Below are 15,794 nucleotides of genomic sequence, written 5' to 3' on the forward strand. Positions count from 1 at the left end.
AAGAGCCTTCCGGCTCTTCTAAATATCTCATTTCCCCCTATTCGAACTTATCCTCTTTCAAAGCTTTTAAAAATGTCTTATAAGTATAACGGTTAAAGATATACTCTTTTGCTTTAAAAAGCGTGTCAAACATGATCTCCCACAGCATTGTAAAATTTTTATCCGTACGGACAGCACAAAGCTGCTGCTGCATCTTACGCTCTAACTCGCTGATCGCTCTCGCGTGAATAGCATACTCTTTGATTATCTCATACTCCACACCAACCTTTTGAAATGAATCGACAAGTCGGATCATGGTACTGTCTTTGTCTGTAAACTCATTTTCACTCAGAGGGATCACGACCCCGTCTTTTAAAAGTTTATCCAAAAGCTCTCTATCTACTTTAAAGTGAGTTATAAACTCCTCTTTTGAATAATAGTTTTCATCTTTTGAAACAAGACTCAGCGTGTTCATAAGCGGTTCTATCATCGTAAAAGATGTAGCAAGAGACCTATTTTTATTTTTGAGTGCTATCTTGATATCATCATTTGTACTGCCGATGCTGTTTTTCATGTATTTTATATATTTTATAAGCTCAAGATGTTCATCATTATAGACATGCACATTGGACTTTATCTTCTTCGCTTCAGGCAGCATTCCTTCCCGTATATAGTAAAGTATAGTCGATTTGGGGACACCTGTAAGTGAAACAAGCTGTGATATTTTATATTCCATAATTTCTCTTTTTAAAACTCTAATTAAGAATTATACATTATAATTTTAACGTAAAGTAGAACTTAACGTTTTTAACACTAAAAAAGGAAGATGAAATGGCACACATAAAACTACCGGAATTTGAAGAGATGAGTCCAAGCATACAGGAAAAAGCAAGACCCATTTTAGAAAAGACAGGACAGCTGGGAGAGATATTCAAACTGATAGCATTAGATGAAAAGATATATTTTGCGACTGATATGATGGTTCAAAAATATCTTTTAGACCAAACAACACTTTCATATGACATCAAAGAGGCTATCGCTCTGCTTATCTCTAAAGAAAACGGATGTAAGATGTGTGTCGATGTGCATAAAAGTATAGCAAAGATGCTCGGACTCACAGAAGAGAGAATCGAAGAGATCTTACAGGGAGTCGAAAGTATCAAGACGACAGAAGCTGAAAAAGCACTTCTGAATTTTTGTATCAAAGCTTCTAAAAAAGATAACTACAAGATACAAAAACATGAGATAGATGCACTAAAAGAATTTGGATATAATGATGTTCAAATTCTTGAAGCCGTTGCTATAACGGGCTACTTTAACTATATTAATACTCTATCTAACGTATTTGCACTTGGTGAGTAAACTATAAAATACTAAAAAACAGGGATAAAAATGGTAAGAGAAATTGTTACATATCCGACGACTCCAAGTCTTGAGTATGGTGCGAATGTCAGACATTTTAATGATGAACTATTTGGTGTCATAGAAGATCTAAAAGACACGATGGAAGCAAATCATCTAGATGCTCTTTCAGCGTTTCAGATAGCTTCACCGCTATCTATAATCGTAATCAAACAAGATAACGGAGAATTTTTAGAGATCATTAATCCAAGGATCATAAAAAGAGAGGGAAAAATAAATCCGACTGAAACAACAGCATATTTCCCTGGACTCAGTGCCACTACAACACGCTATGAGAAGATCAAAGTTATGTATGAGGACAGAGATCAAAATCAAAAGTTCCTTGATGCCGAAGGTGACTTAGCTGTCACGCTTCAAAGAAAACTAGACTATCTGTTTGGTGCGAACTTTAGAGTTAGAATGGATGACGCAGAGAAAAAACTTTTTGACTCAAAACTGGAGTTCGGAACAGATGCCATAATGAAAAACGATTGTCCGACTGTCTTTAAAAGAGACAGGATCCTGCTTGCATTTAGAATACTGTTCGCTATCGGATTTGTAGCCCTTGGTGCGAAGTTCTTTATAGACGAAGCAAGTATTGCAACTCTTATAACTGTAGAAAACAGTATTATGCTTGCAATGACTGCGTTGCTGATATTCTACTTCTTTTACGCTCAGTACGAGGGTAAACAGTACAAACACTGTACATCTTGCCAGATAGGAAATATCATAGGCTCTACAGCGATCGCTTTTATTAGAATCGTTATCCTATTTGCCGCTAACTATTTTCTTCTTTGGTAAAAAATAAAACCACAGTACCACTGCAAGCAGCGCCATGGATAGACTTAGTGTCTGTCCAAGCGTAATCGTATCACAGCAGATGTATCCTATCTGAACATCAGGTGCTCTAAATATCTCCGCAACCGCTCGAAGTATCCCGTAAGAAAATGCATATAAGAGTATCAGTTCGCCGTCAAATCTTTTATATCTTCTGTACATGTAGATGATGATAAATACAACAACACCCTCTAAAAACGCTTCATAAAGCTGAGAGGGATGACGCAGGACTCCATTTACATAGATACCCCAGCTGACATCAGTGACACGCCCTACAAGTTCCTGGTTTAAAAAGTTACCTATGCGCCCGAAGACATACCCAAGAGGGACTGCAAGAGCTACAATATCCATAAGCTTGCCAAACCCGACTTTGTTCTTTTTACTAAAGAGGTAGGCACCTATCAAAAATCCAAAAAGTGCACCATGATAACTCATACCCCGGATCCCGACGAACTCGCCCTCTTTAAAAGGATTGAATATCTGCCACGGATGTCCGATGTAATAAAGCGTATCGGGATCATAAAAGAGGATATATCCCAGACGTGCTCCGAGTATCACACCTATCTCTACATAGATAAAAAAACTGTCAAGATGCTCTTTAGTGATATCGATATTGTCTTTTTCCACTATCCACTTTGCCATATATAAGGCTGTGACAAGAGCTAAGACATACATCAGTCCATACCAGTGAACCGGTATAGAAAAAAGATGAAAAGCTATCGGGTTAAAATGCTCATAGATATCGTTCCAAAACTGCATTATTTCTCTAGAGCCTCGGCGATAAGTTCGATAGGGTTTTTAAACACTACATCTACATCTGCTTGATACATGGAGTTGTTTATCTGCATACGGCAGGCGCTACACTCCGCACTTACTACCTGCGCCCCGCTTTGTTTTATCATCGCAGCTTTAGGTACTCCGGCAGCTTTTGCAAAATGGTACTTCTCAGTCTGCATAGTCACACCGCCGAATCCGCAACATGCATTCGGATCGCTCATCTCTTTAATCGTGTAGTTTTGAGAGATCAGTTTACGCGGTTCTTGGTAGACTCCCTGCATCTTTCTTGCATGACACGGGTCATGGTATGTCACATCCACGCTTTGTTTTCCTTTGGAAGCCAAAAGGTGAGAAAGGTGTGTATGTGTCTCTAACCATTCAGTCGCCATAAAGATCTTTTTAGAGACCTTTTTTGCACGTTCCTGCCACTCAGGCTGATCGTGAAAGTAATGGTCGTAATCGATCTTCATCATAGCACTACATGTAGCCTCAGGAATGATGACCGCTTCGACATCGTCGATAAACTTCTCAAAGTACTCGATGTTATACTTAGCCAGGTAATCCACCGTATCGAAATCACCCGTAAAGTATGCAGGTGCCGAACAACACTTCTGCGCCTTCGCCAAAAATGCGTCTATCTCCAGATGTTCTAAGATCTTTAGCAGCGAGTCACCGACCTGACGATAGTTATAGTTCCCCAGACAACCGATGAACACGGCTACTTTTCTCTTACCGCCGTTAGATATGTTTTCAGGATGAGAGTTTAGAAAAGACTTTTTCCCCATACTCGGCAGAAGTCTGTCTTTCTTGATAATAGGCATAGAAAATCTAGGTTCCATAGACTCGATCTCTTTACGGATCTTAAACCCGCAGGTCTGAAAGACGTACCCGAGTTTAAACAGAATATCCATAGTCGTTCTATGGCGTAAAAGATAGAAAAATGCTCTTTTAAACCAAGCGATCCCGTACTTTTTACGGATATCGTTACGTACCTGCTCGATGACCATATCTGTCGGAAGAGACTTCGGACATACATCCGTACAGTTCGTACATAAAAAACAGCTCTCAAATATCTCTTTGGCGTTCTTGTCAAGATCCAGTTTACCATCTTGATACGCACCTAAAAGATCGATAAATCCACGAGGTGACGTTACCTCATCGGGATTGACGTTATGGATGGTACAGACCGGGATACACTTCCCGCACTTAACACACGCATCCGAAGTCGCTTTAAAATCAAATATCTCGTTTGTCTGCATAATCACACCGTTTTAGAGAAAGTTTTTTGGCTTGCCGCATGCTTTTTCATATACGCATCAAACGGCATAGATATATTTCTGATAAGTAGAGTCCCGGTCTCAGAACAAACGATATGCTCATCATCCATAGTCAGTAACCCTTCTTGGGCAAAAGGTTTCAATGCTTCGATAGCATCTGCAAAATATGTTTTAAACTCGACGTTAAACTCTTTTTCAAAACGCTTGATATCAAGCTTGAAGTTACTCATAAGTTCCATGATCACATACTGACGGATCATATCGTCCTCATTTAAAAGGACTCCGCGTTCAAAAGGAAGGCGCCCTTCATCGATGGCTGCTTCATACTCATGCATATCTTTAAAGTTTTGAGCATAGTAATCCACACCCTCACCTATCGAAGTCAGTCCCACGCCTATCAGGTCAGCTCCGCCTTTTGTCGTATAGCCTTGGAAGTTTCTATGCAGTTCGCCTGTCTTTATCGCTTTAAAGAGTTCATCTTCCGGTTTAGCAAAGTGGTCCATTCCGATCATCTTGTATCCGTGAGATGTAAAGAAATCTATCGTGTACTGCATGATATGAAGCTTCTCTTCGGGTGTCGGAAGAGTCGTCTCATCGATCTTTCTCATCGTCTTTTTCAGCCAAGGGACATGCGCGTAGTTAAAGACCGCAAATCTGTCAGGATCAAGTGTCAAAGAAAGCTCAAGCGTCTCTTTAAAAGTCTCAAGATTTTGATACGGAAGTCCGTAGATCAGATCGACGTTAACAGAGACCATATTGTACTTTCTTGCAAGGTCCATAGCATTTTTAGTGATGTCGTACGGCTGAACACGATGAACGGCTACTTGAACTTTTTCATTAAAGTCCTGAATACCGAAACTCACACGGTTAAATCCGGCATCGCTCATCACTTTCATCTGCGCTTCATCGATATGACGCGGATCTATCTCACAGCTTACCTCAGCACCCTTTGCAAAGTTTGGAAAATGACTTTTTATCATCGTGATGATCTCATTTAACTGCTCAGCTGAGAAAAACGTAGGTGTTCCGCCGCCAAAATGCATCTGGATCACCTCTCTTGAAGTGTCAAGATGTTTGCTAAGGATCTCTAGTTCGCGGCGCATATAGTCTATATAACGTACCTTCTTTTCCTCTTTTGACGTAAACACGACATTACATCCGCAGAAGTAACAGGCATTTCTACAGAATGGAAGGTGAAAATAGAGTGATAAAGGACGCGTCTTATCTTGTGATTCAAGCTTATTTATATATTCGTCATATCTAAAATTATCGTTGAACTCCAAAGCCGTAGGATAGCTGGTATATCGCGGTCCAGGCTTCGAGTATTTCGTAAATTTTGCAAAATCTAACATAAAGAGATCCATTTTTAATAATATTAACGCGATTATGGCAAATATGTGTTGAATATGTAATAAAACGAATTGAATATATATACATGTAAGAAGTTACTAAGATGAATATTATGTTTTTATGTTTACATTCAACACACAATGTGATAACTTTGTAATAAACCCTTTAAATAATATCACTTTTTCAGTATACTAACAGATATGAAATTATCACTTTTTCAAATAATAGAATTTTAGGACAAGTTATGAAAAACAAGAGGGTGTTAATTGTAGAGGACGATGAAGTAACTGCAATGAACCTAAAGATGTCTCTGGAAAAACAGGGATATTCTGTCGCGTCGATAGCAGACGATGCTACAAGTGCAAAAAGCAAGATCAAAGTATATGATCCGGATATAATTATTATTGATATATCGCTCCAAGAGAGCAATGACGGGATCATGTTAGCAAACTATATACGTGAAAAACAGCTTATGCCGTTTATATTTTTAACAGCTCATACAGATGATCATATCATTGAAGACGCAAGTAAGACAGAACCATACGGGTATATTATAAAACCATTTGATCCGGCGAATCTTCATGCGACAATACAGATGGCTCTTTATAAATATGATCAGGAAAAGAAAAGAAATGAGAGTCTTGATTCGCTAAAAGTCGATAAACTGAACTTGGAAAAACTTCTTTACAGTAAAAAGATGGTGGACAAGCCTATCGTTCCTTTCGGTGACGGATATCATCTTGATATTAGTGTCTGTGAGACTTTTTATAACGGGAAAAAGATCAAACTGACTAAAAAAGAGAACTCTTTTATCCGTCTCTTAGTAGCACAGCTTGGTCTAGTCGTCAGTTTTGAACAGGCGATCAGTTATGTCTGGGAAGATGACGGAGCTACTGAAAACAGCGTTCGTACACTTGTATGGAGACTAAGAAATAAACTTCCCACGGATATCATCAAAAATGCATCCGGTATGGGTTACTATATAGAAGATTAAAAGTTTTTAATCTTCATATACTCCTTTTCTATTTGTTCGATACACTCTTCGTAGTCATAAGTATCATTTTCCTCTTTTGAGCTTATCTCCATCTCATGTGCATATTTCTGAATCTTTTCCAGCCTAAAATTTGCACTCGAACCTTTGATGGAGTGGGCCAATCTTGATATATTATAGTAATTTCTCTGCGCTATCTCATCTTTGAGTTTAGGAAGAGTATCATCCATTTTTTTGATGTAAATCCCTAACAATACTTGTAACTGTTCCGAATCAAGCTGAAGTTCATCTTTTAATGTCTCAAGATCAAAGTGTGCTCCGCTTTCCTCTTCATCGCCCCTCTCTAAAGAGTCCTCAAAGACCATCTCCAACTCTTTTAAAATAATCGGTTTTCCAAGGAAATAATCACATCCGCTCTCCAGGCTTTTCTCTTTTGAACCTTTGATGACATTTGCTGTCAATGTCGATATAGGCGTATGCTTTAGATTCTCTGCTTCCTCATAGTACCTTATATCATCTATCGCTTCAAAACCATTTTTAATAGGCATCTGATCATCCATCAGGACAAGATCATATCTGTTCTCACGGAACATCGCTACTGCTTCGACCCCGTTTGCTGCAATATCGTAGGTAACTCCATACTTATCCAAAATAATCTTTATAAGCTCCTGATTCGCTTCATTATCCTCAGCGACCAAAATATGTCCGTTAAACCTTTTAATATTTTTTGAACTGCTTTTTTGCTGGTTATACGCTTCGCTCAGACCTAAAGCATCTAACGTCCTGTCTCTGAGTTTTGTCAGATAAATAGGAAAGCAGAGGTTGGATATATTATTTATAAGATCATAACTATCATCCATATACTCCATTATGGCTATGGAAGGTTTATTTTTCTGAATGACCTGATATCTCAGGGCGTCATCAAGATCGCTGTCCATAAAGTAGAGCAGATCGTAATGATTCTGCTTAATATCTTCTATAAGATTGAGTTCGACACCGATCTGCATATAATACTTTTTAAATATATCAAGTTTTCTTTTATCTGTCTTCTCATTTACATAAAAAGCGATCTGCTTATCTTGAAGCATCTTGCAGTCTAGACTCAGCATCTCGCTATTGACTACGACAATAGGAAGATTCAAAGTAAACTTACTGCCTTTTCCTACCGTTGATTCTACATCAATATATCCGCCCATTATTTCAGCCAGCTGTTTACATATCGAAAGTCCCAGACCCGTTCCGCCGCTTCGTTTTATAATGCTGTTTTGTGCCTGTGTAAATGCATCAAATATCTTGCTCATATCGCTTTGTGCTATTCCGACACCGGAATCCTCGACAGATATTTTAATATACCCATCTTCATATATAGCATCGACTTCAATTATCCCGTTAATAGGAGTGAATTTTATGGCATTACTTAAAAAATTTGAAACGATCTGACCGAGTCTTAACTGATCGGCTAATATCTCTGAAGGGATTGTCGGGTCTAAAAAACTGATGATCGTTATCTGTTTTTGATGTGCTGAAGCGACAAACAATTCCATGGTATGGGACAAGACCTCTTCCAAATTAAAGATCTTCGGTTCGATCGTAAATTCACCGCTTCTCAGTTTTGAAAAGTCCAGGATATCGTTGATGATATTTAAAAGGTTCTCTCCGCTGTTATGGATAATATCAAGATAATTTTTGTGTTTTAGCGAAATATTTTCATCTTTTAAAAGTGATACGAATCCAAGTATAGCATTCAAAGGAGTTCTAATCTCATGAGACATATTGGAAAGGAAATAGTCTTTTGCTTTGTCTGCTTCTATCGCTTTTTGTCTGGCATCTATCAGTTTTGTTACTTCATAACCTATGGCCATATACTCTTTTTTGCCCGTAAAAGGGTCTTCTATAGGTATTATCGATGTATCGATATAAAAGTAACCGCCATCCTTGCTTTTGTTTTTAATAGTCCCGGTAAAGATCTGGTTAGACTGTATGGTGTCCCAAAGCTTTTTAAAAAATGCTTTAGACATATCTTCATGGCGCATTACGCTGTGAGCTCTGCCTATAAGTTCATGCTCTTCATACCCGCACAGTGTCATAAACTTTGAGTTCACATGTGTAATAAATCCGTTTTGATCGGTTTTTGATACAAGAGCACTCTCATTTAATGCATAGATATACTGTTCTAAAAGCTCGACATTCTTCCCTATCTCAATATCTTTTTCATAGATCGTATCAGAATATATTTCCAAGACTTTTGAAAAGTTTTTATCAAATACATAACTGATCTCACTAAAAAGCTGTTTTGTATTAATATCTTTTTCGTATGAATACTCCACCATAGAGAGTTTAAAATGACTGCAGATCATAAAAAGCTCTTTTGAACTTATATTTCTATCTTTTAAATATTTTAAAAACTCTTCGACTACAGGACAATCTCCTATCTGAACGACACCTTTTATTACCCCCATAAAATAGTCAAATACATTATCGGCATAGTTTTTTATAAAGACCTCTCTGTCTATATTGTGATGCAGAAGTATAGATTGCGGAATAGAATACTCTACCCAATTTGAGATGATAGATGATTTTCCATTTTCTAAAGTCGATATATTTGATTTCAAATTTAAAAGTTCATTCATGATTGTTACCTAGTCGATTAATAATTATATATTATACAGAAGTTGAGACTTAATAAAGTAAAAAGTAAGAGATTAAAAAAGATTTTGAATCGGGAAAAACCCGATTCGTGAAGACTTAGTGGTGGCTTTTGCCAACAACTATGATCATCTTGATGTTTATAGCTATAAAACGTAAAAACTGCCAAATAACACAAGTTCTCATCCATTTTGCGAATGGACCAGGTGTCATTGTAGTAAAGTTATTTCCGTAAGCTTTGATATTTTTTTCACCATATTTTGACATATTCTTTCCTTTTCTTTATTTTGTTTATTCTGGAATTAGAGTCCAGCCCGGATTTAGTTTAGCTTTGTAGATAAACAGGTGGTGTAGGATATGTTTAATCCAGTGACCTGCAAGACCGATCTCACCAAATGTATAATCTGTATCACGACCAGTTCCTGGATATTTTTCAAAATCCGGTACAACTGGGTAGATAGTCATAGCTGCAGCAGTACCGTTAAACAGACCTTTACCAGCTGATGCAACACATGCAGCACCCATCTCAGCCATTGAAGCTTCATGTAAATGTGCGCCCTCACCTTTAGTGATCAAGTCACAAACACTGCCCGCAACCGCTTTACCGATAATACCTGAAGGCATACCTGTACGTGGTGGAGTAGGATTGATCGGTGTTCCGTTTGGTGAAGTCATCGGTTTAGATATACCGTGTGGAGGAGCGAATGCAATACCACAAGCAAACATATTTTTGTATGTAGGATTTTGGTATGTACGAGGCCAGTCACTAGCTTTCCAGTTTTCATAAGCACCTGCAGCATAGTTTGCATCAACTTTCATAAATCCGTTTGGAGCAAATACTGTAGCAGTGATATCTGAACCGTCTTTAGCGAAAGCTTTTAAACCGACACCTGCAAACGGAGGAATAAGCATTGCGAAATCGAACTCTTTCTCACCCATTGAACCATCTAGTAGTTCATATGTAACTTTGCCTTTTTCAACTTTGTTAACGTGTGCACCGATAGTCCAGTCAACATTACGCTCAGCAAATAGTGACTCAGCAAAGATTCTAGAACTAACTGCAAATCCCATAGCTTTCATGTGAAGTCCACCAACACCGAAATCGCCTAGGAAAGACTCGTTAGAGATCCATTGTAGATCAGCTAAATCACGAACACCCGCTTTTTTCAGTTCATGTTCAATGTTGAAGATGTACTCAAACGCCGCACCTTGACATGTACACATACCGTGACCTGTACCGATCAGGAATGTTTGACGCTCACCTTTTTTCATCTTCTCTATACATTTTTGGAACTCTTCATTTGCATGAACAGCATGATCCGCAGTACAAACAGAAACCGTAAATTCGCCTAAACCGTTAGCATCACCAAGACCTGGGGTAGCAGCAAAATTTAGTTTTGGACCAGTTGCGTTGATCAAATAGTCATATTCGACTTCTTCACTCTCACCAACTTTGTTTTGTCCAGTATATTCAACAGTAACGAAAGGTTTGTCAGAACCCTCTTTACCTTCAGGATTAATAGAAACTGCTTTTGCTTGTTTATAATTTATACCTGCTTTTTGGTATACAGGTGCTAAGTCAAAAGTAACATCCTCTTTACTCATCTCTCCAACACCAACCCAGATGTTTGAAGGAATCCAGTTCCACTTTGCATTAGGTGTTACAACAACAACCTCATGCTCAGAACCTAACCATTTCGCTGCAAATGTAGCGGCTGTATGACCGGAAACCCCTCCACCAAGAACAACTAATCTTGCCATGCCTACTCCTCGTATCAAATAATATAACTAAAAATCACAACACTACTCAACAAGAATATTTCATGATAGTATTATAATGTCTTATCATTGTAGTGCTAGTTTTCAAAAATAAAGCTTAATTTTTTAAAAAATTATCCTATTTATTGGTTGTGTTTCATTTCTTATCTAAAATTTTGGAAACTATCTCAAAAGTGTTGTCTGATAGATTATTTGTTTCAATTATACGTTCTAATTGTTCTTTCATCACATTTTTGTGATAAACGTCGAGTTTCCCGTATATCTTAAAAGCACCTGCCAAGCCCGATGCTATCTGTGCATTTATCCTGTCTATCTCAATTATTTTATCCGCTATAAACTTGTATCCACTACCGTCTTTCGCATGAAAATAACTGTAGTTTCTCGTAAATGTATATACTAAAGAGCGGACAAGATTCGGTACTTTTTCATCATAGACCTCATCTCTTTGTGAATCGATAACACGAGAGAGAACATCATCTCTTTTTGCCGAAGATATAATCGCAAAATACTTGTTCATGACCAATGTATCATTTTTATACTTGTCATAAAAATCTTTTAAAGCTTTTTCAGCCGTTTTGCTATAAAAGTTTTCAAGAAGTGAAAGTGCGATCACTTTATCATTCATAGTCTTAGATAAGTAGTACTGTTCACTACAGATCTCTCCGATATCATCACTTCTTAGTGAACAGAGAAACTGCAATGCTCTATTTTTAAGAGCTCTTGCTGCCATCGCCTTGCTTGAGATAGATTCATCTTCGTTATCATGGTTTTTCTTGTAAAGATCTAAGAAACTATCCTTATATGTTAGTGCGATATGTTTTGTAAGCTCCTCTCGGACATCACACAATCTTTGAAAATCGACCACTTCTCTTGTCTGCATAAGGTTGGATATGCTCGGGAGTTCTAAAAGCTGTGCTTTATACATCAGATCCACATCAGCATCAAGCAGCTCATTATATGCATTGACATACGACTCGTCGATCTTCTCACCATCTATCATCGCATTAAGAGTCTGAAGTGCAAACTCCTGTGCCGCTTCATACCTGTTGAAACTATCATTGTCATATTTCATCAAGAAGGGATAATCCTGCTGTGCATATACTGTTTTTATCGGCGCGCTGAAACCTCTGTTTAAAGAGAGTTTCGGTTTACATGTAAGACCGTTGAACTCAAAGACCTCTACTTCATCTTTGATTATCAATGTTTTTTCTTCTATGAATCTTCCGTCTTCACAAAATAAAGCTATTTTAAAAGGATACATGAACGGCAGCTGTTCTTTGCCTTCGACCGTCACTGGTATGATCTGCTTACATGTAAGCTTCAACGTACCATCGGCATAGTTTTCGCTGACATGCAGAGTCGGTGTACCGGATTGGTGGTACCATCTCTTAAACTGCGTCAAGTCTCCGTTATAGTTTTGCTCCATCGCCCAGAAGAAATCATCTACTCTCACTGCCTGTCCGTCAAAAGTATCAAAATACAGTTTCATAGACTTTTTATAGTTCTCTTCACCTAAAAGGGTATGATACATACCTATGATCTCAGCACCCTTCTCATAAACGGTAGCCGTATAGAAGTTGTTCATAGAGATATAGGAATCAGGCTGAATAGGATGAGCCGTCGGTCCTGCGTCCTCTACGAACTGGCGTTCACGGAGTGATTTTACATTATCTATACGGACGACATCATGAGAGTTCATATCGGCACTGAACGTCTGATCACGGTAGACTGTAAGCCCCTCTTTAAGTGTCAGCTGAAACCAGTCTCTACATGTAATGCGATTTCCCGTCCAGTTATGAAAATACTCATGGGCAATAACGCTCTCGATGCCCATATAGTTTTGATCCGTCGCACTCTCTTTGTCAGCCAGGACATAGTGGGAATTAAAGATGTTGAGACCTTTGTTTTCCATTGCTCCCATATTGAAACTGTCCACTGCTACGATATTGTATATATCCAGATCGTACTCGCGTCCATACTGTTCTTCATCCCATTTCATAGATTTTTTCAGTGAATCCATCGCATGAAAACATTTGGACTCGTTTCCTATGTCGCAGTAGATATTCAGCTCGATATCTCTGCCGCTCATCGTCTTGAAGCTGTCGTTTACAAAACCAAGATCTCCTGCAACTAAAGCGAACAGATAAGACGGTTTTGCAAAAGGATCTTCCCACACGCAGAAGTGACGGTTGTTCTCTAACTCACCGCTCTCTTTTTTATTTCCGTTACTAAGCAGCATCGGGTATTTTTTGTCCGCTATCACTTTTGTAGTGTACTTTGCCATCACGTCAGGTCTGTCTAGAAAGTAGGTGATCCTTCTAAACCCTTCGGGTTCATTTTGAGTACAAAACATCCCGTTAGATTTATATAAACCCTCAAGTTCCGTATTTTTATGCGGATAGATCTTTGTTATTACCTCTAGATTAAAAGTTCCCTGTACATTGTAGAGTGTCAGACTCTGTTCATCGACTTTGTACATATCTTCACTCAGTGTTTTACCGTCTACTTTAAAAGAGATAAGTTCTAAATCGACTCCGTTTAGTCTGATATCACGGATCTCACTGCATTGCTGCTTCACCAGCATAATATTCTTTACCGTAGTATGCTCTTCAAATATATCAAATTCTAAATAGCAGTTCTCGATTGTAAAATCCGGTGCTCTGTAATCTTTTAAAAAAATCATTTTATGTTTACTCAACTTCTACTCCTCACCCTCATCATTCGCTGAATTTCTCTCTTTATGAACTGAACGCTGCCATAAAAAGTTTATAAGAAAATACATCGCAGTCGAAACTGTCACCGAATAAAAAAGCGTCCCTACATAAAGCGGGATAAATATATTTTTTAAGTTATCGCTGAACCACTGCATCGTCATCTCAACGGGTGCAACTTCCGTGCCTAAGAAAAAGCTTCCTGTGAGATATTCCATATAGTACATAGCAGGCATAGTAAATGGATTGCTAAGCCAGACCATAGAGATAGCGATAGGGACATTAAACTTTACAAAAGGCATCATCGCCACTACGGCAAGCATCTGCATAGGCATAGGAATAAATCCTATAAACAGCCCTATAAAAACGCCTTTTGATATGTTTTTTCTGTTTGTCGAGAGGTAAGCTCTTGGAATATTGTATTTTTCTATAAACTGATCAAGCTTACCGCCGGAACTCTTTTTTTTAAAAAATTTTCTTACCATAAAATATACCTATTGCTTCTAATATTGCTGTAATTATATCAATTAAAATGGTAAAATTACGTTACCAAAAGGATTTACAGATGTCATTTGAAAAAATTGGTCTTATCAAACCTATACTAGATGCAATCAGCGAGTTAGGCTATAGTGAGCCAACCCCTATACAAGACAGAACTATAGGCTTAGTTCTTGCAAAAAAAGATATCTTTGCGACGGCGCAGACAGGTACCGGAAAAACCGCCGCATTTTTACTTCCTATCATACAAAGATTGAGAGACAACAAACCTCTTTCATCAAAAGCTGTCAGAGTGATCGTTATGACACCTACACGCGAACTGGCAATACAGATAAAAGATGAAGCAGACAAGTACGCAAAATATATGAATCAGTCCATATCGCTTCTTGTCGGCGGTAAAAGTCTGGAATCACAGGAGAAACAGTTAAAAAATGGCGTCGATATACTGATCGCGACTCCGGGAAGACTTCGTGAACATATACTAAACAAAAGTATAGATCTTAAATTCCTTGAGATCTTTGTTGTCGATGAAGCGGACAGAATGCTTGATATGGGATTTGTCACAGACATCAGACTGATCCACGCCGAACTTCCAAAAAGACATCAGACTCTTCTTTTTTCTGCGACATATAATGACAAAGTAAGAAAGCTCTCACGTCTTATCCTAAAAAAACCGGAGTTTATCGAGACTGCAAAACAAAATAAGACAGTTGATGCGATCAATCAGCTTATCTACCTTGTCGATGCAGATAGAAAAGCCGAACTCTTATCGTTTTTGATCGGTTCGAAAAACTACCAGCAGGTGCTTGTCTTCACTCGTACGAAAAAAAGTGCGGATATTTTAGTCGAAGAGCTGAAACTTGACGGCTTAAAAGCTGAAGTGATCCACGGGGACAAGACTCTGGCTCAAAGAAACAAGACACTTACAAAGTTCAAGAAAAAAGAGATAAGAGTCTTAGTCGCGACAGATATCGCTTCACGCGGGATCGATATAGAACAGCTTCCGCAAGTGATCAACTACGAGCTTCCTTCAGTTGCTGAGGACTACATCCACCGCATCGGTAGAACTGGACGTGCTGGACATGACGGTGAGGCGATCACCCTGCTTGATATCAATGAAAAAGAGCAGATGAAGGTCATTGAAAGACTCATGCATATAAAAGTACCTAGAGTAGAAGTCGAAGGATTTGAAGTCGATATCACCAAAAAAGCTGCAAGTGATGATATAAAACCAAACCGTCCGAAAAAAATTGTTAAAAAGACAGACTCAGCTAAAGCACCTCAGAAAAGAAAACCTGCAGTGCAAAAGAAAAGAAAAATTACTAAAAGGTCTCCAAGATAATGGAATTCAAATTAACCGATGATTATATAGAACTGTATAAATTGATAAAGGTCTTAGACCTAGTAGACAGCGGTGCCGAAGCAAAGATATTGATCGCTGAGGGTCATGTCAGAAGAAACGGCGAGATAGAGCTAAGAAAAAGAGCAAAAATAGTCTCAGGCGATATCATAGAGATCGCAGAAGTGACTATCAAAGTCATCTGATAC

Annotated in this window: 14 protein-coding genes; 5 read left to right on the forward strand and 9 right to left on the reverse strand. The window is 38.3% G+C overall.

Annotated elements, in window-relative coordinates; all coding sequences use genetic code 11:
* Positions 1–37 precede the first annotated feature (37 nt).
* Positions 38–715 carry a MerR family transcriptional regulator gene (locus tag WCX87_RS08950; protein WP_345979356.1) on the reverse strand — a complete coding sequence of 226 codons (678 nt, stop codon included), beginning with the start codon at positions 713–715 and terminating at the stop codon, positions 38–40.
* 95 nt (positions 716–810) lie between these two features.
* On the opposite strand from WCX87_RS08950, the gene WCX87_RS08955 reads away from it, so the two are divergent.
* Positions 811–1,341, forward strand: coding sequence for a carboxymuconolactone decarboxylase family protein (locus WCX87_RS08955; protein ID WP_345979357.1), 531 nt, complete (start codon positions 811–813; stop codon positions 1,339–1,341).
* A 30-nt stretch (positions 1,342–1,371) separates the two neighbouring features.
* Positions 1,372–2,181: a peptide deformylase gene (locus WCX87_RS08960; protein ID WP_345979358.1), complete on the forward strand. Its 810-nt coding sequence runs from the start codon at positions 1,372–1,374 to the stop codon at positions 2,179–2,181.
* On the opposite strand, the gene lgt is transcribed toward WCX87_RS08960, so the two are convergent.
* From lgt to hemN, 3 genes are read right to left on the reverse strand one after another with little or no spacing between them, the layout of a single operon-like run.
* Complete coding sequence (gene lgt, locus WCX87_RS08965) at positions 2,149–2,976, reverse strand: prolipoprotein diacylglyceryl transferase (RefSeq protein ID WP_345979359.1); 828 nt, start codon at positions 2,974–2,976, stop codon at positions 2,149–2,151. The genes WCX87_RS08960 and lgt overlap by 33 nt on opposite strands.
* Positions 2,976–4,253, reverse strand: coding sequence for a (Fe-S)-binding protein (locus tag WCX87_RS08970; RefSeq protein WP_345979360.1), 1,278 nt, complete (start codon positions 4,251–4,253; stop codon positions 2,976–2,978). The genes lgt and WCX87_RS08970 overlap by 1 nt, the downstream gene beginning before the upstream one ends.
* A gap of 2 nt (positions 4,254–4,255) precedes the next feature.
* Positions 4,256–5,623, reverse strand: a complete 1,368-nt coding sequence (gene hemN, locus WCX87_RS08975) for an oxygen-independent coproporphyrinogen III oxidase (RefSeq protein ID WP_345979361.1) — start codon at positions 5,621–5,623, stop codon at positions 4,256–4,258.
* Positions 5,624–5,865: 242 nt separating this feature from the next.
* Here hemN and WCX87_RS08980 point away from each other — a divergent pair, with 242 nt between their 5' ends.
* The gene (locus WCX87_RS08980) at positions 5,866–6,615 is read left to right on the forward strand and encodes a response regulator (protein WP_345979362.1); all 750 of its coding nucleotides are present in this window, start codon (positions 5,866–5,868) and stop codon (positions 6,613–6,615) included.
* On the opposite strand, the gene WCX87_RS08985 is transcribed toward WCX87_RS08980, so the two are convergent.
* From WCX87_RS08985 to WCX87_RS09005, 5 genes are all read right to left on the reverse strand, one after another.
* A complete protein-coding gene (locus tag WCX87_RS08985; protein WP_345979363.1) occupies positions 6,612–9,242 on the reverse strand; it encodes an ATP-binding protein in 2,631 nt (876 codons plus the stop codon). The genes WCX87_RS08980 and WCX87_RS08985 overlap by 4 nt on opposite strands.
* A gap of 115 nt (positions 9,243–9,357) precedes the next feature.
* On the reverse strand, positions 9,358–9,525 hold the full coding sequence (locus WCX87_RS08990; RefSeq protein WP_345979364.1) for a hypothetical protein: 168 nt from the start codon (positions 9,523–9,525) through the stop codon (positions 9,358–9,360).
* Positions 9,526–9,549: 24 nt separating this feature from the next.
* Complete coding sequence (locus WCX87_RS08995) at positions 9,550–11,019, reverse strand: FAD-dependent oxidoreductase (protein ID WP_345979365.1); 1,470 nt, start codon at positions 11,017–11,019, stop codon at positions 9,550–9,552.
* A 154-nt stretch (positions 11,020–11,173) separates the two neighbouring features.
* Entirely contained in the window at positions 11,174–13,735 is a 2,562-nt protein-coding gene (gene pepN, locus WCX87_RS09000; RefSeq protein WP_345979366.1) for an aminopeptidase N, read from the reverse strand.
* A 3-nt stretch (positions 13,736–13,738) separates the two neighbouring features.
* Entirely contained in the window at positions 13,739–14,233 is a 495-nt protein-coding gene (locus tag WCX87_RS09005; protein WP_345979367.1) for a DUF2062 domain-containing protein, read from the reverse strand.
* Positions 14,234–14,313: 80 nt separating this feature from the next.
* Between WCX87_RS09005 and WCX87_RS09010 the strand changes: the two genes are divergently transcribed.
* A complete protein-coding gene (locus tag WCX87_RS09010; RefSeq protein ID WP_345979368.1) occupies positions 14,314–15,588 on the forward strand; it encodes a DEAD/DEAH box helicase in 1,275 nt (424 codons plus the stop codon).
* A complete protein-coding gene (locus tag WCX87_RS09015) occupies positions 15,588–15,791 on the forward strand; it encodes an RNA-binding S4 domain-containing protein (protein ID WP_345979369.1) in 204 nt (67 codons plus the stop codon). Before WCX87_RS09010 ends, WCX87_RS09015 begins: the two co-directional genes overlap by 1 nt.
* The last annotated feature ends 3 nt before the right edge of the window (positions 15,792–15,794 follow it).

Source organism: Sulfurimonas sp. HSL3-2 (assembly GCF_039645965.1).
Classification (GTDB): Bacteria; Campylobacterota; Campylobacteria; order Campylobacterales; family Sulfurimonadaceae; genus Hydrocurvibacter; species Hydrocurvibacter mobilis.

What these genes read in the sequence shown, in the direction of transcription:
- WCX87_RS08970 (WP_345979360.1), bottom strand. Translation starts at nt 4,253, where the DNA reads ATGCAGACAAACGAGATATTTGATTTTAAAGCGACTTCGGATGCGTGT.
- WCX87_RS08985 (WP_345979363.1), bottom strand. Translation starts at nt 9,242, where the DNA reads ATGAATGAACTTTTAAATTTGAAATCAAATATATCGACTTTAGAAAAT.
- WCX87_RS08990 (WP_345979364.1), bottom strand. Translation starts at nt 9,525, where the DNA reads ATGTCAAAATATGGTGAAAAAAATATCAAAGCTTACGGAAATAACTTT.
- WCX87_RS08995 (WP_345979365.1), bottom strand. Translation starts at nt 11,019, where the DNA reads ATGGCAAGATTAGTTGTTCTTGGTGGAGGGGTTTCCGGTCATACAGCC.
- WCX87_RS09015 (WP_345979369.1), top strand. Translation starts at nt 15,588, where the DNA reads ATGGAATTCAAATTAACCGATGATTATATAGAACTGTATAAATTGATA.
- WCX87_RS09005 (WP_345979367.1), bottom strand. Translation starts at nt 14,233, where the DNA reads ATGGTAAGAAAATTTTTTAAAAAAAAGAGTTCCGGCGGTAAGCTTGAT.
- WCX87_RS08955 (WP_345979357.1), top strand. Translation starts at nt 811, where the DNA reads ATGGCACACATAAAACTACCGGAATTTGAAGAGATGAGTCCAAGCATA.
- WCX87_RS09010 (WP_345979368.1), top strand. Translation starts at nt 14,314, where the DNA reads ATGTCATTTGAAAAAATTGGTCTTATCAAACCTATACTAGATGCAATC.
- WCX87_RS08980 (WP_345979362.1), top strand. Translation starts at nt 5,866, where the DNA reads ATGAAAAACAAGAGGGTGTTAATTGTAGAGGACGATGAAGTAACTGCA.
- WCX87_RS08960 (WP_345979358.1), top strand. Translation starts at nt 1,372, where the DNA reads ATGGTAAGAGAAATTGTTACATATCCGACGACTCCAAGTCTTGAGTAT.
- lgt (WP_345979359.1), bottom strand. Translation starts at nt 2,976, where the DNA reads ATGCAGTTTTGGAACGATATCTATGAGCATTTTAACCCGATAGCTTTT.
- hemN (WP_345979361.1), bottom strand. Translation starts at nt 5,623, where the DNA reads ATGTTAGATTTTGCAAAATTTACGAAATACTCGAAGCCTGGACCGCGA.
- WCX87_RS08950 (WP_345979356.1), bottom strand. Translation starts at nt 715, where the DNA reads ATGGAATATAAAATATCACAGCTTGTTTCACTTACAGGTGTCCCCAAA.